This window comes from Micromonospora sp. M61 (assembly GCF_018070245.1).
Lineage (GTDB): Bacteria > Actinomycetota > Actinomycetes > Mycobacteriales > Micromonosporaceae > Micromonospora > Micromonospora zamorensis.
In genome coordinates this window covers 70,502-91,391 of the sequence record NZ_JAGPYA010000028.1, presented here as the reverse complement: position 1 = coordinate 91,391, position 20,890 = coordinate 70,502, and the positions used below count along the sequence as shown (strand labels likewise).

General features: G+C 71.8%; 13 protein-coding genes and 1 pseudogene. 3 read left to right on the top strand and 11 right to left on the bottom strand.

Annotated elements, in window-relative coordinates; translation table 11 throughout:
- A pseudogene (locus KBX34_RS18045) lies at positions 1 to 769 on the top strand (hypothetical protein); the annotation flags it as partial.
- Positions 770 to 951: 182 nt separating this feature from the next.
- Here KBX34_RS18045 and treZ read toward each other — a convergent pair.
- The 3 genes from treZ to glgX are packed head-to-tail and all read right to left on the bottom strand — an operon-like array spanning position 952 to position 7,098.
- Complete coding sequence (treZ, locus tag KBX34_RS18040) at positions 952 to 2,676, bottom strand: malto-oligosyltrehalose trehalohydrolase (protein WP_210925950.1); 1,725 nt, start codon at positions 2,674 to 2,676, stop codon at positions 952 to 954.
- Complete coding sequence (treY, locus tag KBX34_RS18035; protein ID WP_210925948.1) at positions 2,673 to 4,979, bottom strand: malto-oligosyltrehalose synthase; 2,307 nt, start codon at positions 4,977 to 4,979, stop codon at positions 2,673 to 2,675. Before treY ends, treZ begins: the two co-directional genes overlap by 4 nt.
- Before the next feature lies 1 nt (position 4,980).
- The gene (glgX, locus tag KBX34_RS18030) at positions 4,981 to 7,098 is read right to left on the bottom strand and encodes a glycogen debranching protein GlgX (RefSeq protein ID WP_210925946.1); all 2,118 of its coding nucleotides are present in this window, start codon (positions 7,096 to 7,098) and stop codon (positions 4,981 to 4,983) included.
- Between the two features lie 315 nt (positions 7,099 to 7,413).
- Between glgX and KBX34_RS18025 the strand changes: the two genes are divergently transcribed.
- Entirely contained in the window at positions 7,414 to 8,859 is a 1,446-nt protein-coding gene (locus tag KBX34_RS18025; protein WP_210925945.1) for a glycosyltransferase family 4 protein, read from the top strand.
- A 90-nt stretch (positions 8,860 to 8,949) separates the two neighbouring features.
- On the opposite strand, the gene KBX34_RS18020 is transcribed toward KBX34_RS18025, so the two are convergent.
- The 4 genes from KBX34_RS18020 to KBX34_RS18005 form a co-directional block, all read right to left on the bottom strand.
- Entirely contained in the window at positions 8,950 to 10,233 is a 1,284-nt protein-coding gene (locus tag KBX34_RS18020) for a citrate synthase (protein ID WP_088947970.1), read from the bottom strand.
- 218 nt (positions 10,234 to 10,451) lie between these two features.
- Positions 10,452 to 12,485 (bottom strand): sulfatase-like hydrolase/transferase, encoded by a 2,034-nt coding sequence (locus KBX34_RS18015; protein WP_210925943.1) that lies wholly within the window; start codon positions 12,483 to 12,485, stop codon positions 10,452 to 10,454.
- Positions 12,478 to 13,908 (bottom strand): bifunctional 2-polyprenyl-6-hydroxyphenol methylase/3-demethylubiquinol 3-O-methyltransferase UbiG, encoded by a 1,431-nt coding sequence (locus KBX34_RS18010; protein WP_210925957.1) that lies wholly within the window; start codon positions 13,906 to 13,908, stop codon positions 12,478 to 12,480. Before KBX34_RS18010 ends, KBX34_RS18015 begins: the two co-directional genes overlap by 8 nt.
- 17 nt (positions 13,909 to 13,925) lie before the next feature.
- Positions 13,926 to 14,075 carry a hypothetical protein gene (locus KBX34_RS18005; protein ID WP_179778832.1) on the bottom strand — a complete coding sequence of 50 codons (150 nt, stop codon included), beginning with the start codon at positions 14,073 to 14,075 and terminating at the stop codon, positions 13,926 to 13,928.
- Between the two features lie 191 nt (positions 14,076 to 14,266).
- On the opposite strand from KBX34_RS18005, the gene KBX34_RS18000 reads away from it, so the two are divergent.
- Positions 14,267 to 15,124: an arginase family protein gene (locus KBX34_RS18000; protein WP_210925941.1), complete on the top strand. Its 858-nt coding sequence runs from the start codon at positions 14,267 to 14,269 to the stop codon at positions 15,122 to 15,124.
- Between the two features lie 12 nt (positions 15,125 to 15,136).
- On the opposite strand, the gene KBX34_RS17995 is transcribed toward KBX34_RS18000, so the two are convergent.
- The 4 genes from KBX34_RS17995 to KBX34_RS17980 are packed head-to-tail and all read right to left on the bottom strand — an operon-like array spanning position 15,137 to position 20,796.
- Positions 15,137 to 16,387 carry a glycosyltransferase gene (locus KBX34_RS17995; RefSeq protein ID WP_210925939.1) on the bottom strand — a complete coding sequence of 417 codons (1,251 nt, stop codon included), beginning with the start codon at positions 16,385 to 16,387 and terminating at the stop codon, positions 15,137 to 15,139.
- Complete coding sequence (locus KBX34_RS17990) at positions 16,384 to 18,528, bottom strand: glycosyltransferase family 39 protein (protein ID WP_210925937.1); 2,145 nt, start codon at positions 18,526 to 18,528, stop codon at positions 16,384 to 16,386. Before KBX34_RS17990 ends, KBX34_RS17995 begins: the two co-directional genes overlap by 4 nt.
- Positions 18,529 to 18,572: 44 nt before the next feature.
- Positions 18,573 to 20,078 (bottom strand): cell wall metabolism sensor histidine kinase WalK, encoded by a 1,506-nt coding sequence (locus KBX34_RS17985; protein WP_210925936.1) that lies wholly within the window; start codon positions 20,076 to 20,078, stop codon positions 18,573 to 18,575.
- Entirely contained in the window at positions 20,056 to 20,796 is a 741-nt protein-coding gene (locus KBX34_RS17980; RefSeq protein WP_370453086.1) for a response regulator transcription factor, read from the bottom strand. Before KBX34_RS17980 ends, KBX34_RS17985 begins: the two co-directional genes overlap by 23 nt.
- Positions 20,797 to 20,890: the final 94 nt, after the last annotated feature.

Below are 20,890 nucleotides of genomic sequence, written 5' to 3'. Positions count from 1 at the left end.
ACAGGCGCGACCTGACGAGCGAAGTCGCCTGTTGATATTGGCTGCGCGTTTTGCCGAGTACACCGGCTGGATGGCTCAGGAAGCGGGAGATGATGATGCCGCAATGTGGTGGACAGACCATGCCTGTGATCTAGCGGAAGCGGCCGAATTCCACGACCTCGCCGCATACGCACTTGTCCGCCAAGCTTTGATTATGATGTACCGCCATGACGCAAGCAATACCATCGAACTGGCGAGGCTCGCGCAAGAACAGACGCAAAATCCGAGGGTCCGCGGGCTGGCAGCACAACGGGAAGCCCAAGGTCACGCGCTCGCTGGAAACTACGAGGAATGCTCTCGCGCACTTGACCGCGCGCGTGATTTTCTTAGTCGGCCGCACATCGAGGAGGGCCCTATTATCGGAACATCCACCCTGAGCGATCCCGTTACGTTAGTCACTGCCTGGTGTTTGCACGATCTCGGACGCCCACGGGAATCTGCCGAGTTATTCGAATTCGCCCTGCCGCAAATCCCTGCACATGCCCACCGAGCGAGAGCACGCTACACCGCCCGGTATTCGCTTGCCCTCGCCGCAGCCGGAGAGACAGAGCGTGCGTGCCACGAGGTCGATCAGGTTCTGGAAACCCTAGCGCGTGCCAACTCCGCGACGATCCAGCTCGATCTGCGGAGGCTGATGCAAGAACTGAGTCGGGCACACCACAATCTCGCCGCTCGTGATGTTGTGCCACGTCTGGCCGAGGCGCTATCACCGGCGAAACTGTTGTTCTGACGGCTCGGCAAGCAGATCCGAAGTGGACCCAGCCATAGTAAATAGATGTGAGTCGATCGCCGCCGACAACGGCCAGATCACTCTTATGATCGATTTCGCACGGCTATGCAGGCAATTCCGTGAGCATGCTAGGAGCAGCTCCTCGGGCCACGACCGCAGATTGATCCGAATTGAGCAGCCTGTCAGAGCGCCACGATCGCCGCAGTCTCCGCAGGCAGCTCAATCCGGTCCCGCATCACGGTGACGCCCTCCCCCGTAGCCAGCAGCACCCGCCGCGCCACCCCAGGCAGCGACACCCCCTGCCCCCGCCCAGCCAGGTTCGCCACCACCAGCGTGTCCCCCCGCCGCATCAGCAGGAACTGATCCCCGTGCTGCACAGAAACCGCGTTCAACCGAGGATCCGACAGGTCCGGCAGCGACCGACGCAGCCCAATCAACCGCTGGTAAAAAGCCAACATCTCCCGATGCTCAGTCTTGTCCAGCTCGGCCCAGTCCAACCGCGACCGTACGAACGTCTGCGGGTCCTGCGGATCAGGCACGTCCCCCTCCGGCCACCCGTGCGAGGCGAACTCCCGCCGCCGCCCGGTCCGCACCGCAGAAGCTAGCTCCGGCTCGGGATGCGACGTGAAGAACTGCCACGGCGTTGAAGCCGCCCACTCCTCCCCCATGAACAACATGGGAGTGAACGGCGCGGTCAACAGCAACGTGGCCCCAACGCGGAGCAGCGACGGTGACAGCGAGGCCGAGATCCGATCCCCGGTAGCCCGGTTCCCGATCTGGTCATGGTTCTGCAGGTACGCCACGAACCGGTGCCCAGGCACGCGAGGATCAACAGGCCGCCCATGGTGCCGGTTACGGAAGCTGGACCAGGTCCCCGCGTGGAAGAACCCACCCGTCAGCACGTCCGACAGCGTCTCCAGGGACCCGAAGTCGCCGTAATAGCCCTGCCGCTCCCCCGTCAGCAACGTGTGCAGCGCGTGGTGGGCGTCGTCGTTCCACTGCGCGTGCAGCCCGAACCCGCCCGCCTCGCGAGGGGTGATGAGCCGCGGGTCGTTGAGGTCGGACTCGGCAATGAGCGACAGCGGCCGGCCCAGGTGCGTCGACAGAGCCTCGACCTCGATAGCCAGCTCTTCGAGCAGAGGAACGGCCCGGGTGTCCGGCAGCGCGTGTACGGCATCCAACCGCAGCCCGTCGACGTGGTAGTCGCGCAGCCACATGAGCACGCTGTCGATGATGTAGCGGCGTACCTCGTCGGAGTGCGGGCCGTCCAGGTTGACCGAGCGGCCCCAACTGTTGCTCTGCTCGGCGAGGTAGGGCCCGAACTGTGGCGCGTAGGCCCCGGAGGGCCCGAAATGGTTGTAGACGACGTCGAGGATCACCCCCAACCCGCGAGCGTGAGCGGCGTCGACGAACCGTTTCAGGCCGTCGGGGCCGCCGTAGGGCTCGTGCGGGGCATACCAGCAGACGCCGTCGTACCCCCAGTTGTGTTCGCCGTTGAAGGCGTTGACCGGGAGCAGCTCGATCAGGTCGACACCCAGCGACACCAGGTGGTCGAGGCGGTCGATGGCCGCGTCGAAGGTGCCCTCCGGGGTGAAGGTGCCGATGTGCAGCTCGTAGAGGATGCTGCCGGGCAGTTGCCGGCCGGTCCACGAGCTGTCGGACCACGCGAAGGCCGCGTGGTCGTAGCGTCGGCTCGGCCCGTGCACCCCCGCAGGCTGCCACGGGGACCGGGGGTCGGGCAGCGGCGTTTCGTCGTCGTTCAGCAGAAAGGAGTAGTCGAGGCCGGCGTCCGGGACGTCGACCCGCCACCACCCGTCGGCGGCGGCGCGCATCTCGTGGTCGGCGTCGCCGGCCAGGCGCAGCCGGACGCGGGTGGCGTCCGGGGCCCACACGGAGAATTCGGTCATGAAGCAGCCTCCACGGAAGCGGTGGGAGGAGCCAGCAGTGCGACGGGATAATCGGCCAGGAGGTCGTCCAGGGGCGTCTCCCCGCCACTGTAGACCCGGCCAGTGAACAGGTCCTTAACCTCGTTAACGGGAAGCGACAGGGCCGTGTCACACCAGCCGCCAGCGCGGGCCAGGCCCAGCGGCAGGCGGGTCGCCACGGCGATCACGCCACCCCGGTCGAACGCCACCGCGTGCCGGCCCACCGGCCCGTGCGCCGGCACCGGCCGGTAGCCGGTGAACAGCTCCGGGTGCGACCGCCGCAACCGCAGGGTCCGCGACACCACGAGCAGCTTCGCTGCGCCGTCGGTGTCGATCGGGGGACGCCAGCCGCCGTCGATCCGTGCCAGCAACTCTCGGCGTACGTCGAAGTCGACCGGGCGGCGGTTGTCCGGGTCGACGAGGGAGTTGTCCCACAGCTCGGTGCCCTGGTAGGTGTCCGGCACACCGGGCATGGTGAGTTGCACGAGCTTCTGCCCGAGGGAGTTGCACCAGCCGGCCGGGGTGATCGCCGCGGCGAGTTCGGTCAGCTCGTCGTGCAGGCTCGGGTCGTCGTACATCAGGTCGACCACGGCGTGCAGGGCCTGCTCGAAGGCCGCGTCGGGGTCCGCCCAACTGGTCGAGGCCCCGGCCTCCCGGGCGGCCTTCTCGACGTACGCGTGCAGTCGCTCCCGCTCGATCGGCCAAGCGCCGACGGCGGTCTGCCACAGCAGGTGGGCGAACGACGGGTCGGGCAGCGGGGCGTACTCCATCCAGGCCTTGACCTGCTCGGCCCAGCGGCCCGGCAGCTCGCTGAGCACGGCGAGGCGGGCGCGGACGTCCTCGCCGCGTTTGGTGTCGTGGGTGGAGAGGGTGGTCATGCTGGCGGGCCAGCGCACCTGGCGGGCGCCGGCGAAGCGGTGGAACTCCGCCGGCGACACCCCGAAGTAGGCGGGGCTGTCGCCGACCTCGTTGAGCGCCACGAACCGGCTCCACCGGTAGAACGCGGTGTCCTCCACGCCCTTGGCCATCACCGCGCCGGTGAGCTGCGGGAACCGTTGGCCCAGCTCGTCGGCGGGGTCGCGCAGCCGGCGGGTGACCGCGTCCAGGGCGGCGGCCAGGTCGGGGCGGCGGCGGCCGGCCTCGGAGCGGGCGGCGGCGAGGTGCCGGGCGCCGTGCGGCGGGTAACCGCGGTAGACCGGGAACGCGGCGGCCAGCTCGGCGAGCGCCGCACGGGCCTGCTCGGTGGGCACCTCGGGGGCGAGGGCGGCCAGCCGGGTCAGCTCGGCGGCGAGCAGCCGGGTGGCGGCGGCCAGCTTGGTGGCGTGGGTCAGGTCCTCCCAGGAGGTGTGCTGCCCAGTCAGGCGGGTGTCCAGGGCGGTGAAGTCACCCTCGGCGTCGGTGTCGATGAAGAGCCCGCCGACCGCTGCCAGGGCGTCGTAGCCGGTCGTGCCGTCCACCGGCCAGTCCGGCAGCTCCTCGCCGTACTCCAGGATCTTCTCCACCACGAGCCAGGCCTGCGGCGCGGCGGCCCGCAACCGGGCCAGGTAGCCGGCCGGGTCGCGCAGGCCGTCCGGGTGGTCGACGCGGATGCCGTCGACCTCCCCGGCGGCGGCCCAGCGCAGGATGAGCTCGTGGGTGGCGGCGAACACCGCCGGGTCCTCCACGCGCAGACCGGCCAGGCCCGCGATGGCGAAGAATCGGCGGTACGTCAGCTCGGCGTCGCCCCGACGCCAGGAGACCAGCTCGTAGTGCTGCCGGTCGTGCACCTCCGTGGCGCTGCCGTCGCCGGTGCCGTCGGCGATCGGGAAGCGGTGCTCGTGGTAGCGCAGCTCGTTGTCGACCACCTTGAGGTCGTCCAGGGCGGCCGCGTCGTCGGCCAGCACCGGCAGCAGCAGCCGGCCCCGGTCCCAGTCGATGTCGAACCAGTCGGCGTACGCCGAGTCGCGCCCCCGGCGCAGCACGTCCCACCAGGCGGGGTTGGCCGCGGGGACGGCGACCCCGGCGTGGTTGGGCACGATGTCGACGACCAGCCCGAGTTGCTTGTCGCGCAGCGCGCGCAGCAGCCGCTGCCGACCGGCCTCACCGCCGACCTCCGGGTTGACCTCCCGGTGGTCGACCACGTCGTAGCCGTGCTGAGAGCCGGGGGTGGCGGCGAGCAGCGGGGCGCTGTAGAGGTGGCTGACGCCGAGATCATCGAGGTAGTCGACCATTGCGGCGGTGGCGTCCAGGTCGAAGCCGGGGCGGACCTGGACGCGGTAGGTGGCCTTCGGAGGGGTGGCCGGCATGTCAGATCGTCCTCTCCAGCACGACGAGGGACCGGTCCGGCACCCGGATGGTGCCGCCCGCGCTGATCACCGTGGCGTCGCCCGGCTCGGGTTCGGCCGTGCTGATCACCCGTTCCCACTTCTGGCCGTACTCGCTGCCGGGCATGGTGAAGTCCAGCGGCGCGTCGTGGGCGTTGAAGCAGAGCAGGAACGAGGCGTCGTGGTGTTTCTGGCCGTACTGGCCGCGTTCCCGGATGCCCTCACCGTTGACGAACAGCGCCACCGAGCGGCCGAAGTCGTTGCCCCAGTCGTCGCCGGTCATCTCCCGCCCGTCGGGGGTGTGCCAGGCCAGGTCGGGCAGCGGCTCGTCGCTGCCACGCCCACCCACCGGCAGGCCGGTGAAGAACCGGCGGCGGCGGAACACCTGGTGCCGTTTGCGGAACGCGGTCAACGTCTGGACGAACTCCAACAGCTGCTCGTCGACGTTGTCCCAGTCGACCCAGGCCAGCTCGCTGTCCTGGCAGTAGACGTTGTTGTTGCCGTGCTGGGTGCGACCCAGCTCGTCGCCGTGGCCGATCATCGGCACGCCCTGCGACAGCATCAGCGTGGCCAGGAAGTTGCGCCGCTGCTTGGCCCGCAGCGCGAGCACCGCCTCGTCGTCGGTGTCGCCCTCGACCCCGCAGTTCCAGGAACGGTTGTGGCTCTCGCCGTCCCGGTTCTCCTCGCCGTTGGCCTCATTGTGCTTGTCGTTGTACGACACCAGGTCGTTCAGCGTGAACCCGTCGTGGACGGTGACGAAGTTGATGCTGTGGAACGGGCGGCGCCCGTCGTCCTGGTAGAGGTCGGCGGAACCGGAGATCCGCGACGCGAACTCGGCGAGGGTGGCCGGCTCGCCGCGCCAGAAGTCGCGGACCGTGTCGCGGTATTTTCCGTTCCACTCCGTCCACAACGGCGGGAAGTTGCCCACCTGGTAGCCGCCCGGGCCGACGTCCCACGGTTCGGCGATCAGCTTCACCTGGCTGACCACCGGGTCCTGCTGCACCACCTCGAAGAAGGTGGACAGCCGATCCACCTCGTAGAACTCGCGGGCCAGGGTGGCGGCCAGGTCGAAGCGGAAGCCGTCGACGTGCATCTCGGTCACCCAGTACCGCAGCGAATCCATGATCAGTTGCAGTGAGTGGGGGCTGCGCACGTTGAGGCTGTTGCCGGTGCCCGTGTAGTCGACGAAGTAGCGGCGGTCCTCCTCGCTGAGCCGGTAGTAGCTGGGGGCGTCCACACCCTTGAAGCTCAACGTCGGCCCGAGGTGGTTGCCCTCGGCGGTGTGGTTGTAGACCACGTCGAGGATGACCTCGATGCCGGCCGCGTGCAACGCCTTGACCATCCCCCGGAACTCCTGCACCTGCTGACCGAGGCGGCCCAGCGCGGAGTAGCCGTGGTGCGGGGCGAAGAAGCCGATGGTGTTGTAACCCCAGTAGTTGCGCAGCCCCAGGTCCACGAGACGGTGGTCGTGCACGAACTCGTGCACCGGCATCAACTCGATCGCCGTGATCCCGAGCCGGGTCAGATAGTCGATCATCGGCGGGGACGCGATGCCCGCGTACGTGCCACGCAGCTCCTCCGGGATGTCCGGGTGCCGCATGGTCAGCCCGCGTACGTGCGCCTCGTAGATCACCGAGTGGTGGTAAGGGATGCGCGGCGGCTTGTCGTTGCCCCAGTCGAAGTACGGGTTGACCACCACCGACTTCGGCATGAACGGCGCCGAGTCGGCCTCGTTCATCCGCTCCGGCTCCGACATGTCGTAGTCGTAGACCGCCGGGTCCCACTGGATGTCACCGTCAATGGCCTTGGCGTACGGGTCGAGCAGCAGCTTGTGCGGGTTGCAGCGCAGCCCGTTCGCCGGGTCGTACGGGCCGTGCACCCGGTAGCCGTAGCGCTGGCCCGGCTCGATGCCCGGCAGGTACGCGTGCCACACGTAGGCGTCCACCTCGCGCAGCTCGACGCGGCGCTCCGCGCCGGTGTCCCACTCGTCGAAGAGGCACAGCTCGATCCGCTCGGCCACCTCGGAGAAGATGGCGAAGTTGGTGCCCATCCCGTCGTAGGTGGCGCCCAGGGGATACCTCTCGCCCGGCCAGACCTGCATGTCGCTCCTTAGACCATGGTTATGTGCGCACCGGCCGAGATCGCCCGCGCGCACGCAGGTAGTGCCCCCGGCCCGGGCGCGCCAATCCATCCTTCCAGGCGCTGCCCGGAAACGACCTGTCTGATGCGTGCTACACCCCCAGGTGTCCTCCGTCACGATGACCCAATTCAAGGTGCGTTCTTGGGCCCGATGCACTTTCCTTGACCGGGGGCAAGCGTCCGCGCGCGCCCCGCCAGGCCCTCGGCCACCCCTTACACCTCTTGCTCCGCCGCCACTGACGCCGGCGCGTACCACCATGCATGGACGGAGATTGATGTGACGACCCTGCGGGTCGACGAGCAGCTCGCTGCCACCAAGGACCGGGCCCACCGGCCCACAGTGACCTCCCGGCTCCAGCTTCCGGCGCAGCCCGGCCTCTCCGCGCAGCCCGGCACGCCCGTGCCGACGCAGTCCGGCCCCGGGGTGCCCCCGCAGACCCGTCGCATCCTCATGCTGTCCTGGGAGTACCCGCCGGTGCTCGTCGGCGGCCTCGGCCGACACGTGCACGCGTTGTCGGTCGCGTTGGCCGCCGCCGGCCACGAGGTCACCGTCGTCACCCGCCACAGCGAAGGCGCACCCCTGGAGGAGTACGCCGACGGCGTGCGCATCCTGCGCGCCCCCGAGGACCCGGTGACCTTCCCCCTCGCCACCGGCTCCCTGCTGGCCTGGACCATGGCCTTCAACCACACCCTCACCCGCACCGCCCTGCGCGCCACCCAGGCCGGCTCGTACGACGTCATCCACGCCCACGACTGGCTCGTCGCGCACACCGCGATGACGTTGCGCGACCACCTGGACATCCCGCTGGTCAGCACCATCCACGCCACCGAGGCCGGCCGACACCAGGGCTGGCTACCGGAAGAGATGAACCGCACCATCCACGGCGTCGAGCAGTGGCTCACCAGTGAGTCCAACCGGCTGATCGTCTGCTCCGGCTACATGCGCGACGAGGTGAACGCGCTCTTCGGCGTACCGGCCGGCCGGGTCGACGTGGTCGCCAACGGCGTCGAGCCGCACCGCTGGCGGGTGCCCGCGCGAGCCGTGGCCGCCGCCCGCGCCCGCTTCGCCGGAGACGGCCCGCTGGTCACCTTCGCCGGCCGCCTCGTGTACGAGAAGGGTGTGCAGCACCTCATCGCCGGACTGCCCCGGCTGCGCGAACGGCACCCCGGGCTGCGTGCCGTCATCGCCGGCGACGGCCCGTACCGCGCCGAACTGGAGGCCGAGGTGCACCGCCGCGGCCTCGGCGGCATGGTCAGCATGCCGGGCTTCCTCGGCGGCACCGACCTGCCGGCGCTGATGGCCGCGTCCGACTGCTTCGCCGTGCCGAGCATCTACGAGCCGTTCGGCATGGTGGCCCTGGAAGGCGCCGCAGCCGGCGCGCCACTCGCGGTCGCCGCCACCGGTGGCCTCGCCGAGATCGTCGAGCCGGGCGTCACCGGCATGACCTTCCGCCCGCACGACCCGGACGGTCTCACCGACGCCGTGGACGCCCTGCTGTCCGACTCCGACCGCGCCCGCGTCATGGCCCGTCGCGCCCGCCGGATGGTCCACGACCAGTACGGCTGGTCGGCCATCGCCCAGCGCACCGCCGCCAGCTACGCCGCCGCCATCACCTCGGACGCCACCTTCACCGCCGAACGCGCCGAGCAGCGCATGTCCCAGGGCCGCGCCCTCCCGGCGCTCCCCGAAGGCAACCTGCTCGCCGCAGCGGGCCTGCGCTAAGCCGCCACGCCGCGCGCGGGAATGCGGAAGGCCGTCGACCTGGATCGGTCGACGGCCTGCCGGTGTTGCGGAAAGCGGGGAAGACGGACGTCAGCGGTCGGCGAAGGGGACGTAGTCCCGCTCGGCGGAGCCGACGTAGACCTGCCGCGGACGGCCGATCTTCGTCTCCGGGTCGCTGATCATCTCGCGCCACTGGGCGATCCAGCCGGGGAGCCGGCCGAGCGCGAAGAGCACCGTGAACATCTTGGTCGGGAAGCCCATGGCCTTGTAGATCAGGCCGGTGTAGAAGTCCACGTTCGGGTAGAGCCGCCGGGAGACGAAGAAGTCGTCGGCGAGCGCGATCTCCTCCAGCTCCATGGCGATGTCCAGCAGCGGGTCGGGCTTGGCCATCCGGCCGAGCACGTCCTGCGCGGCCTTCTTGACGATCGCCGCCCGCGGGTCGTAGTTCTTGTAGACCCGGTGGCCGAAGCCCATCAGCTTGACGCCGTCCTCCTTGTCCTTGACCTTGCGGACGAAGGACCGGACGTCGTCGTCGCCGGCGTGGATCTGCTGGAGCATCTCCAGCACCGCCTGGTTGGCGCCGCCGTGCAGCGGGCCGAACAGCGCGTTCACGCCGGCGGAGACCGAGGCGAACAGGTTGGCGTTGCTGGAGCCGACCAGGCGGACGGTCGAGGTGGAGCAGTTCTGCTCGTGGTCGGCGTGCAGGACGAAGAGCATGTCCAGCACCTTCGACATCACCGGGTCGACCTCGTACGGCTCCGCCGGCACGCCGAACGTCATCCGCAGCAGGTTGTCGACGTACCCGAGCGAGTTGTCCGGGTAGAGCAGCGGCTGCCCGATGGACTTCTTGTACGCGTACGAGGCGATGGTGGGCACCTTCGCCATGAGCCGGACCGTCGAGATCTCCACGTGCTCGGAGTCGAACGGGTCCAGGCTGTCCTGGTAGAAGGTGGACAGGGCGCTCACCGCGGAGGACAGCACCGCCATCGGGTGGGCGTCCCGGGGGAAGCCGTCGAAGAAGCGGCGCATCTCCTCGTGCAGCAGCGAGTGCCGCCGAATCCACTCGGTGAACTCGGTCAGCTGCTGCTCGCTCGGCAGCTCACCGTAGATGAGCAGGTACGAGACCTCCAGGAAGGAGGACTTCTCGGCCAGCTGCTCGATCGGGTATCCCCGGTAACGCAGGATCCCCGCGTCGCCGTCGATGTAGGTGATCGCGGATGAGGCAGCGGCGGTGTTGACGAAACCGGGGTCGTACGTGGTCATCCCGGTTTCCTTCAGCAGCTTGCTCACCCCGATACCGGCGGGGCCCTCGACCGCGGGATGTACCGGCATCGACAGCTGCCCACCGGGGTGATCGAGCTTGACTTCCGTCATGTGGTTCCTCGCTTCGCCGGCAGATCTACGTTGAATTGCCTTCGCTTCTACCGTAATTGCGGTTCGGGGGACAACGCCCGCCGTGGTTCGGCGGTGAGGCATGCGTCACCCGATTCCCGACCGGGCCGCCGGGAAACCCGGGATCCCGTTGGGCGGGACACGGGCCGGACGACGGCCGGACGAGGGCGGGACAGGGGTGGACGACACCCGGTGGCAGGTCACGAGAGGGCAAGGCGTCGCAGCGTACCGTCCGTCGCGATCTCGTAGACGTCGAGCTGGTTGGTTCCGGCGCGAAACAGCCTGTCGTCGGTGAGCAGCGCGGCGAACCGGCGTCCGCCGGGGTCGGCCGGCGCGACCGGGACGACGGCCCCGATCCGGCCGTTGACGGCCACCGCGAGCAGGGTGCCGTTCGGGATCCGGTCCGGGACGTCCCCCCAGACGAGCGCCGGAAGGGTGCCGGTGTCCGGGTCCATGGCCGTGAACGCGGCCAGGTCGGCGACCCGGGCGCTGCCGGCGGGTGGGCCGGCGCGCACCTCGGTGCCGACGAGGGGGTGCGGTGTGGGCAGCGGCGGCGGGGTGGGCACGCCGCCGGGGAAGGTGACCGGTTCGCCTGGACGGTCGTAGAAGTGTTTCGTGCCGTCGGTGCGCGGGGCCTGCCGGGCGGAGCGGCCGTCGACGCGCCAGGGCAGCCGGATGTTGGCCTCGTCGGCCACTGTCGGCAGCAGGTCGACGTGTTCCCAGTTGCGGTCGTCCACCCGGCCGGTCTGCTGCCGGGGTTCCTTGACGAACATCGGCACCCAGGCGACCTCGCCGGCGGCGGCCTTGATCGCGTCCATGCCCCGGCCCTGGGCGCCGGGGCGGAAGCTGACGCCGTGGTCGGCGGTCACGACGACGAGGGCCTGGTCGTAGAGGCCGCTGGCGCGCAGCGTCCGCAGGGTCTCGCCGATGAGCCGGTCGGTGTAGCCGAGTTGGGCGAGGTGCCGTTGCCGGGCCAGGTCGACCCAGCCGGCGCCGTCGTTGGGCAGGTCCTCGGGGGCGTCGTAGCGGGCCCCGGACGGCAGGTACGCCCACGGTGAGTGCGGCATCAGCAGGTGCAGGAAGTGCAGGGTGGGCCGGGGTGTGGGCTTCAGCCCGGCCAGGAAGCTGGTGAAGCGGGCCGGCTGGTTGTCGTCGAGGCTGTCCCAGCGGAACTTCGGGTCGGCGGGCACCGGCTCGGCGGTGTCCAGGCCGGCCTCGGCGCGGGTCTGCTCCCGGTAGGAGTCCTCCGGGTCGACAGCGCTCTCCGTGGGCCCGGCGATCCGGCCGAGCAGCTTGCCGGTCTCCCGGACCAGCACGCCGAGCCCCTGCTCGGGGGTGACCGGCTGTTCGCAGCGGCTGGGCGGGCAGAGGCGGGTGATGCTCTCCTCGGCGCGGATGTCGTACAGGCCGCCGAAGGCGGTGAAGATGTTGTCCGGGTACTGCGAGTAGTGCGGTGCGACGGGCTTGGCCGGGTAGCGGCCGGTGAGCATCGCCGGCAGCGCGTTGGGCGTCCACCCGCTGACGCCGGTGGCGTTGCGGTACCAGGTCGAGCCGCCGGCCAGCTCCGCGAAGTGCGGGTACCTGGTCGCGTCGATCCGCCCGTCGGCCCCGAGCAGGCTGACCAACGGCAGCTCGTCGAGGATCAGCATGACCACCGGCGGGTGCACGCCGGTGCCCTGCGCGGTGCCGGCCGCGCCGCCGTCGCTGCGGGGCAGCACCACCGCCGAGGTGGGCGAGGCGAGCAGGAAGAGCGCCAGGAAGGCCACCGGCCCGGCGGCGGCCAGTCGCAGCACCCGGCCCGGCGCCCGCCACCGCCGGTGCGCGGCCGCGCCGGCGGCTCCGGCCAGCACGGCCACCAGCAGCAGGGGTACGCCCCGAAGCGGCGTCACGTGTCGGCCCACCTGCACGGCGAGGGCGGCGAGCAGCAGGCCGACCAGCCCAGTGTGGGTGAGGGCGCGGGCGGTCCGGCCGGCCAGGCGGCTGAGCGCGCCGAGCAGCGCCACCGCGACCGTGGGGAGCACCGCCACCAGGGCGACCAGCAGCAGGATCTGGGCCGGGTCGGCACGGTGGAACAGGAAGAAGTCGGGGCTGCGACCGAGCACGTCCAGCAGTGGCTGGGTGACCACCAGGCCGACCAGCGCCGTCACCTCCAGCAGCCGGCCCAGCTCGCTGCGCCAGCCCTGGTACCACCGCGTGGAGGCCGCTGGCGGGTCGGCGGCGGGGGGTTCAGCCACCCATCACCGTCCGGTAGAGCGTGCGGGTGCCCGAGGGCAGTTCCAGGCGCTCGGTGATCCGACCCCGGGCGGCCAGCAGCGTCTCGAAGGTGTCGCGCCGGTAGTCCGGGAAGAGGCCGGCGGGCTTGTTGGCCAGCAGCCGGCTTGCCATCGGGTCGTCCGGGTGGACGAACTCCACCACCACCGCGCCACCCGGCGCGGTCAGCCCGGCCAGCCAGTCGATGACCTCCGGCAGCGGCACGTTGCGCCCGATCGCCAGGTGGTGCACCACGGCCAGGGCGAGCACCACGTCGGCGGACGCCCGTTCGGCGAAGCCGGCCCGCTCGACGCCCCGCCAGCCGCCACCCGGTGACGGGTCGGCGAGGTCCAGCACCAGTGGCAGGATCCGGCGCTGCCCCTCGGAGCGCAGCTTGCGGTACAGCTCGTCGACCACGGCCGGGTCCTGCTCGACGGCGACCACGTAGTCGGCGTGCCCGGCCGCCAGCCGGGAGTACCGGCCGTCGTTGGCGCCGAGGTCGAGCACCAGGCGGGGTCGGGCGCCGGCGGCCACCGAGGCGGCGACGAACTGCTCCTTCGCCACCCGGTCGCGTGCCGAGTAGCCGCAGGTGCGCTGGTAGTCCGACCAGTGGGTGCCGGCCGGGCGGTGGTCCAGTTTGCGGACCAGTTTCTCGATGCCGCGTACGGTGGCCAGCAGCAACTCCCGGGAGAAGCCGGCGGCCCGCAGTTGGTCGCGGACGTCGCTGGTGCTGGCGGCGGCGTTGCGCTGCTGCATGGCACCGTGCAGGTGCAGGTGGGTCAGCACGCCGGGGCGCAGCCGGCGGGCCCCGCCGAAGAGCGGGCGCAGTTCGTCGGCCTCGATGCCGTCGACGCGGGCGCGCAGCCACGGTTGGAAGTCGACGCCCAGGTGGGCGGTGAGCATCAGCGGGTAGAGCATGGTCTGGCAGAACTGCCGGTAGCCGGCCCACGCTTCGCCGTCGCGGACCGGTTCGAAGGAGCCGATGTCGATGAAGACGGGCTCGGTGCCGTGCCACTGGAGGTTGTACGCCGAGCCGTCCTTGGTGGTGAAGCCCTCGCCGAGCGCGGCCCGCAGGATCTCCACGTGCAGCAGCGCGGCGTCGCGCAGCATGCTGAACGACCACTCGTACGGGTGGGAGACGAACGGGATGCGCTCGTGGCGCAGCACTGCGGCCCATGGCGCCCCGGCCGTGGCGGGCACCAGTGTCGACGGGGCGTCCTCGGTGGCGCAGACCTTGCCCGCGGCGACGAGCGCCGGGAAGAACCTGCTGCCGGTCAGCGCCCGCCAGTGCTCGGCGGCCCGGGTGTCCAGCCCGCGCAGCACCTCGTCGCCGACGTGGAATACGCGGTTGGCCGGGTCGCGGAAGGAGGCCGGTTCGGGCCGTACCTCGGTGGGTGAGATCGCCATCGTGGGGACCGGCCCGCTCACCGCTGGTCGGTGGGTTGCCGGCGGAACCGGTCGACCAGCCGTCGCCAGTAGAGCTTGGCGGCGACCGCGGCGCCGGCCACCCCGCCGACGACCGCCTGCACGATCAGGCTGCCGGATCCCGCGTCCAGGTAGGCCAGATGTCTCACCGATCGCTCCTTGCCCTCGCCGTCTCGATACCGGCGTCCCGGGCGTACACCGGTGAGGCTTTTGACCCAGAAAGCCGGACTTGTCCCTCACCGTACGCCGGTCGTCATCGCCGTCGCGGGCACATCGGCGTACTCCCAGCCTCGCCACAGAATGTGGCCGGGAGGCCGGACCTCGCCGGTACGCTGCGGACGTGCGCTGGACGGTCGTGGACGCGCCGCTGGACTCGTCCGGCGCTGGGCGCGGTGAGGAACGGGCCCCCGCCGCGCTGCGCGACGCCGGCCTGCTGGACGCCCTGGCCGCCGACGACGGTGGCCGGGTGGACGAGGCGTGCCTGCGCGACGCTGTCCGCGACCCGGCGAGCGGGGTGATCGGCGCCGCCGGCCTGGTCCGGGCCGGCGCGGCCATCACCGCCAGGGTCGTGGCGCTGATCGCCGACGGCCGGCGGCCCCTGGTGCTCGGCGGCGACTGCGCCATCCTGCCCGGCATCTGCCGTGCCCTGCCGCCGACTACCGAGCTGTGGTTCGTCGACGCCCACCCGGACTTCCTCGACGGCGTGACGTCGCCGACCGGCGAAGCCGCCGACATGGACCTCTCGATCGTCACCGGGCACGGCCCGGTCGCCGCCATCGGCTGCGACGGTCCGCTGCTCGACCCCGGTCAGGTCCACCTGCTCGGGCACCGCCCGGCCACCGACGACAGCAGCCGCGCCGAGGCGGCCCGGATCGACCCGGCCATCCACCAGGTACCCGCCGCCGAACTGCTGCGGCGGGGCGCGGGCACGGTCGGGGCGGGCCTGGCCACCGGCGGGGACGGCCCGGCCTGGCTGCACCTCGACCTCGACGTGGTGGACCCGCGGGACCTGCCGGCGGTGACCTACCCCGAGCCGGACGGGCCCCGCTGGGCGGATCTGATCGCGCTGGTCACGCCACTGGCCCACGCCGACCGGCTGCTCGGGATGAGCGTCACAGACCTGAACACCGACGAGGACCCCGACGGGCGTCACACCCGACGCGTCGTCGAGGTCCTCGCCGAGGTGCTGGGCGACTGACCGGCTGGCGCCTCAGGCGCGCCGGTGGTGCATGCCGAGGCGCAGCAACACGAAGCGGAGCACAGTGGCGGCCAGGTTCGCGGCCACCAGCACGGCCAGCTCGACGGGCCGGGCGGGAGCGGCGTGCGCCGCGTGCAGGACGGCCAGCGACCCGCTGGTCAACGCGAGGCCCAGGCCGAAGGCGAGCAGCCCCTGCAGGTGGTGCCGGCCGGCGTGCCGCCGACCGCTGATGCCGAACGTCAACCGCCGGTTCGCGGCCGTGTTGGCCACCGCGGTCACCAGCAACGCCAGCAGGTTCGCCGGCTGCGCGCCGAGCGCGCCCCGGGTGGCCACGAAGAGCACCAGGTACGCGAGGGTGCTGGCCACCCCCACCGCCGCGAACCGGACCAGTTGCCGTGGCAACCCGACCGGCACCTGCCTCAGCGGCGCTCGGTCGAGCTGCTCCGGCCGCGCGGTTAGCGGCGCCCGCCCGAGTTGTGCGCGCAGGTCGGTGAGCGGCAGCGCGCCGGTCAGCAGCGCCCGGCCCAGCCGACCCATCCCGCGCAGGTCGGCCAGGGCCGTGGCGACGATGTCGACCCGGCTGTCCGGGTCGTCGACCCAGTCCACCGGCACCTCGTGGATGCGCAGCCCGGCCCGCTGGGCGAGCACCAGCAGCTCGGTGTCGAAGAACCAGCCGGTGTCGCGCACCAACGGCAGCAGCTCGACGGCCACGTCGGCGCGGATCGCCTTGAACCCGCACTGCGCGTCGGAGAACCGCGCGGCCAACGCGCCGCGCAGCAGCAGATTGTAGGCCCGGGAGATCACCTCCCGCTTCGCCCCGCGCACCACCCGGGAGGTACGCGCCAGCCGGGTGCCGATGGCCAGGTCGGAGTGCCCGGAGATGAGCGGCGCGACCAGCGGCAGCAGCGCCGCCAGGTCGGTGGACAGGTCCACGTCCATGTACGCCAGCACCGGCGCGGACGAGGCGGACCAGGCCGCCGACAGCGCCCTCCCCCGCCCCTTGGCGTCCAGGTGCAGCACCTCGACACCGGGCAGCTCGCCGGCGAGGCCGTGGGCCACCGTCAGGGTGTCGTCGACGCTGGCGTTGTCGGCGATGGTGATCCGGAACGGGTACGGGAAGTGCTCGCTCAGGTGCGAGTGCAGCCGCCGTACGCACGGCCCGAGGTCGGTCTCCTCGTTGTAGACCGGGATCACCACGTCCAGCACCGCACCGGCGGCGGGTCGGGCCTGGACGGCGGCCCGGGGGCCGCTGAGCGCGGTCACGACGCGTCCCTGCCGGTGCTCAGGTCGTAGACGGTGACACCGTCTACGGTCTGCGCGGTGAAGTTCTCCGTGACCCAGGCGGCCATCTCCTGGGAGGCGGAGCTGCCGCCGTTGGCCCGGAAGCCGCCACCACCGATGAAGTAGTGGATCTTGCCGTCGGCGACGTGGCGCTTGAACTGCGCGAGGGTCGGTGACGGGTCACTGCCGTTGAACCCGCCGATCGGCATCACCGGGTCACCGGTGGCGAGCTGGTAGCCGGAGGCGTTGTTGGAGCCGACGGTGGCCGCGACCCAGGTGTAGTCGGCGCTGTCGCGCTCCAGCAGCTCACGCAGGGCGGCACTGGGCTCGCGGGTGTCGAGCAGCCCGCCCATTCCCCCGCCGCCGGGGCGTCCCTGCCCACCGGGTACCTGTCGACCACCACCAGGAGCGGTGGGCGTCTGACCGCCGTCACGGCCCCCGCCCGGGAACTGGCCGCCGTTCTGCGCGCCACCCGGGAACTGGCCGCCGTTCGGCAGTCCCATGCCGCCGGGTGGTCGTCCGCCGGGGAAGCCGCCGCGCCCGAACCCGCCCGCCACGGACGGGCCGGCGCTGGGAATCGACCCGGTGTGCGGGGTCGCCGCGGTCTGGACCGCGTACGCCACCGGGCCCGCGAGGGCCGCGGCCGCGCCGAGGCCCAGGACGACCGGCACCAACCGGCGGGGAAGCCGGGTGACCAGCAGGATCAGCGCCGCGCCGAGCAGACCGGCGACCAGCACGGTGGTGCGCAGCCACGGGTACCAGTCGGGGCTGCGCCCGAGCAGCACCCACGCCCACCAGACGGTGACCGCGAGGGTGCCGGCGAGGGTCGCCGTGGCCGCGAGGGGACGCCACCGCTGCCAGCGCGAGCCGGCTGGCGCGTCGTCACCCGGTGCGGGCTGTGGGTGGCGCTGCCGCCAGAGCACTGTCACGCCGATGCCGACCAGCGCGCCGATCGCCGGGGCGAGCGCCACCGTGTAGTAGGCGTGGAAGATCCCGGACATGAAGCTGAAGATCAGGCCGGTGACCAGCAGCCAGCCGCCCCACAGCAGCAGCCCGGCCCGGGTGCGGTCGGTGCGGGCCGCGCGACCGGCCACCAGCAGGCCGGCCACCAGCAGGATCAGCGCGGCCGGTAGCAGCCAGGAGATCTGACCGCCGATCTCGCCGCCGAACATCCGCAGCACGCCGGTCTGACCGGAGAACGGGCCACCGCCGCCTCCCGGCCGCGCTCCACCGCCGCCGACGCTGCCCACCTCGTCGCCGGTGATCCGGCCGAGGCCGTTGTAGCCGAGGGTGAGTTCCAGGACGCTGTTGCCCTGCGACCCGCCGATGTACGGGCGGGCGCTGGCCGGGACCAGCTCGACGAGCGCCACCCACCAGCCGGCGGAGACCAGCACCGCCAGGCCCGCCAGCAGCAGTTGCCGGACCCGGCGCCACAGCCCGGTCGGCGCGGCCAGCAGGTACACCCCGGCGAAGACCGGCACCACCAGGAACGCCTGGAGCATCTTGGTGAGGAAGCCGAAGCCGACCAGCACGCCGACCATCACGATCCACCGGGTGCTGGCCGTCTCCAGGGCGCGCACTGTGGCGTACGCCCCGGCGACCAGCAGCAGGACCAGCAGCGCGTCGGGGTTGTTGAACCGGAACATCAGCGTCGCCACGGGGGTGACCGCGAGGACCGCTCCGGCGATCAGAGCGGCGCCCGGCCCGTACCAGCGCTTCACCGTCGCGTACAGCACGCCCACCGAGGCGACCCCGCAGAGCGCCTGTGGGACGAGCATCGCCCAACTGTTCAGCCCGAAGATCCGCACGGACAGCGCCATCAGCCACAGCGACGCGGGTGTCTTGTCGACGGTGATGGAGTTGGCGGCGTCCGACGAGCCGTAGAGGAACGCCTTCCAGCTCACCGATCCGGCCTGCACGGCCGCCGCGTAGAACGAGTTGGCCCAGCCGGAGGCGCCCAGGCCCCACAGGTAGAGCAGGCCGGTGGCGAGCAGCAGGACCACCAGCGCGGGCGTGGCCCAGGCCGGGGATCGGCGCGCCGGCGGCTGGTGCTCCTCGGGGCGCGTGGCCGTCGGCGGCTCGGATGCGGCGGGTGCCGTCGGCAGGGTCTCGGTTCTGTCCATGCGGCCAGCCTCGACGGCCGGGCTGGCGCGACGCCGTGCGCCGACTATGCGTCAGCTGTGGGATTCGGCAACCGGACGGTGAACACGGTCCGCCCCGGGCGGCTGTCGACGTCGACAGTGCCGTGGTGGGCCTCCACGACGGCCGCCACGATCGCCAGACCGAGGCCGGTGCTGCCGTGCGCCCGGGACCGGGAGCTGTCGCCGCGCGCGAACCGCTCGAACATCTCCGGTTGCAACTCCGCCGGTATCCCGGGCCCGTCGTCGGCGACGGTGAGCACGGCGCTGCCCGCGTCGACGGCCAGTGTGGTGGTGACGGTGCTGCCGGGTGGGGTGTGCACCCGGGCGTTGGCCAGCAGGTTCGCCACCACCTGGTGCAGCCGGGCGGCGTCACCGGGAACCCGGATGGCGACCTCGGGCAGGCCGAGCTGCCAGTGGTGTTCGGGGCCGGCGACGTGCGCGTCGCTGACCGCGTCCACCACCAGGGCCGTCAGGTCGACCGGGTCGACCGCGAGCGGCCGGCCGGTGTCGAGGCGGGCCAGCAGCAGCAGGTCGTCGACGAGGCTGGTCATCCGGGTGCTCTCGGACTCCACCCGGCGCAACGCGTGTGCCACGTCGGGAGGAACCTCGTCGCGGCCACGCCGGGCCACCTCGGCGTAGCCGCGGATCGCGGCCAGGGGTGTGCGCAACTCGTGGCTGGCGTCGGCGACGAACTGGCGTACCCGGGTCTCGCTGGCCTGCCGGGCGGAGAGCGCGTCGGCGACGTGGCCCAGCATCCGGTTCAGCGCCGCGCCGACTTGACCGACCTCGGTGCGCGGGTCGGTGTCCGCGGCCGGGACGCGGACGGCGAGCGCCACCTCACCGCGGTCCAGGGGCAGCTCGGTGACCCGGGTGGCGGTGGCGGCGACCCGGTTGAGCGGGCGCAGCGTGGCCCGGACGATCAGCGCGCCGGCCGCCCCGGCGATGACCAGCCCGATGGCCGCGACCGCGGCCTGCGCGGTGACCATCCGCCAGACGATCTCCTGGACGCCCGAGAGGGGGATCGCGACGACGCGGACCCTGCCGTCCCAGTACTGCCGGCCGACCGCCCGGTAGTCGCCGCGGGCGCCGAGGTCGACGGTGCGTGGTTCGGTGCCGACCGGCACGTCGGCCAGGGTGGCGACCTCGTCGACCGGAACGGACTGCTCGTCGGGGAACGGGTCGTCACTGGACGGGCTGTTGGTCAGGGTCCGCGCGCTGGTCACCCGGCCGTCGGTGACCTCGGCGACCACAGTGCCGGACGGCAAGCCGGGCGGGATGGCCGGCCCGGTGCCCGGAAACGCCGGCCGCCCCGGACGGTCACCCCGCATGACCGTCGCGGGGGCCAGTTGGGCGTCGAGCCGCTCGATCAGGAAGTGCCGCAGCGCCACTGTGGTGAGCCCACCGATGGCGACGCTGACCACCGCCAGCAGCGCGAGAAGGGCAAACACCAGTCGGGTACGCAGGGAGCGGCCGGCCAGCCAGCGGCGGGCGGCGCGCAGCGGGCGGCGTCTACTCGGCGGGTTTGAGGACATAGCCCGCGCCGCGCAGGGTGTGGATCATCGGTGCCCGGCCGGCGTCGATCTTCTTGCGGAGGTACGAGATGTACAGCTCCACCACGTTGGCCTGGCCACCGAAGTCGTAGTTCCACACCCGGTCGAGGATCTGCGCCTTGCTGAGCACCCGGCGGGGGTTGCGCATCAGATAGCGCAGCAGCTCGAACTCCGTCGCGGTGAGGGTGATCAGTTGGCCGTCCCGGCGCACCTCGTGGCTGTCCTCGTCGAGGCTGAGGTCGCCGACGGTGAGAACGGCGTCCTCCCGGGTGGCGACCGCGAAGCCGGAGCGGCGCAGCAGCGCGCGCAGCCGGGCGATCACCTCCTCCAGGCTGAACGGCTTGGTGACGTAGTCGTCGCCGCCGACGGTCAACCCGGCGATGCGTTCCTCCACCGCGTCGCGGGCGGTCAGGAAGAGCACCGGCACTGTGGGGGCGTGCTCGCGCAGCCGGCGCAGCACCTGGAAGCCGTCCAGGTCGGGCAGCATCACGTCGAGCACCACGGCGTCCGGCTGGAACTGCCGGGCGGCGCTCAACGCCGCCATGCCGTTGCCGGCGCTGCGGACCTGCCAGCCCTCGTAGCGCAGCGCCATCGACAGCAGGTCGGTGAGGGTGGGTTCGTCGTCGACCACCAGCACCCGTACGGGTTCACCGTCGGGGCGGCGCAGCTCGATCCGGCTCGGCGCGCCCTGCCCGTTCATGACCATGTCCGCCATCGTGGCCGCGACGCCTGTGCCGCGCCCCTGTGGAGGCTGTGCCCCAGCTGTGCGGCCGGGCCGACGGGACGCCGGCGTC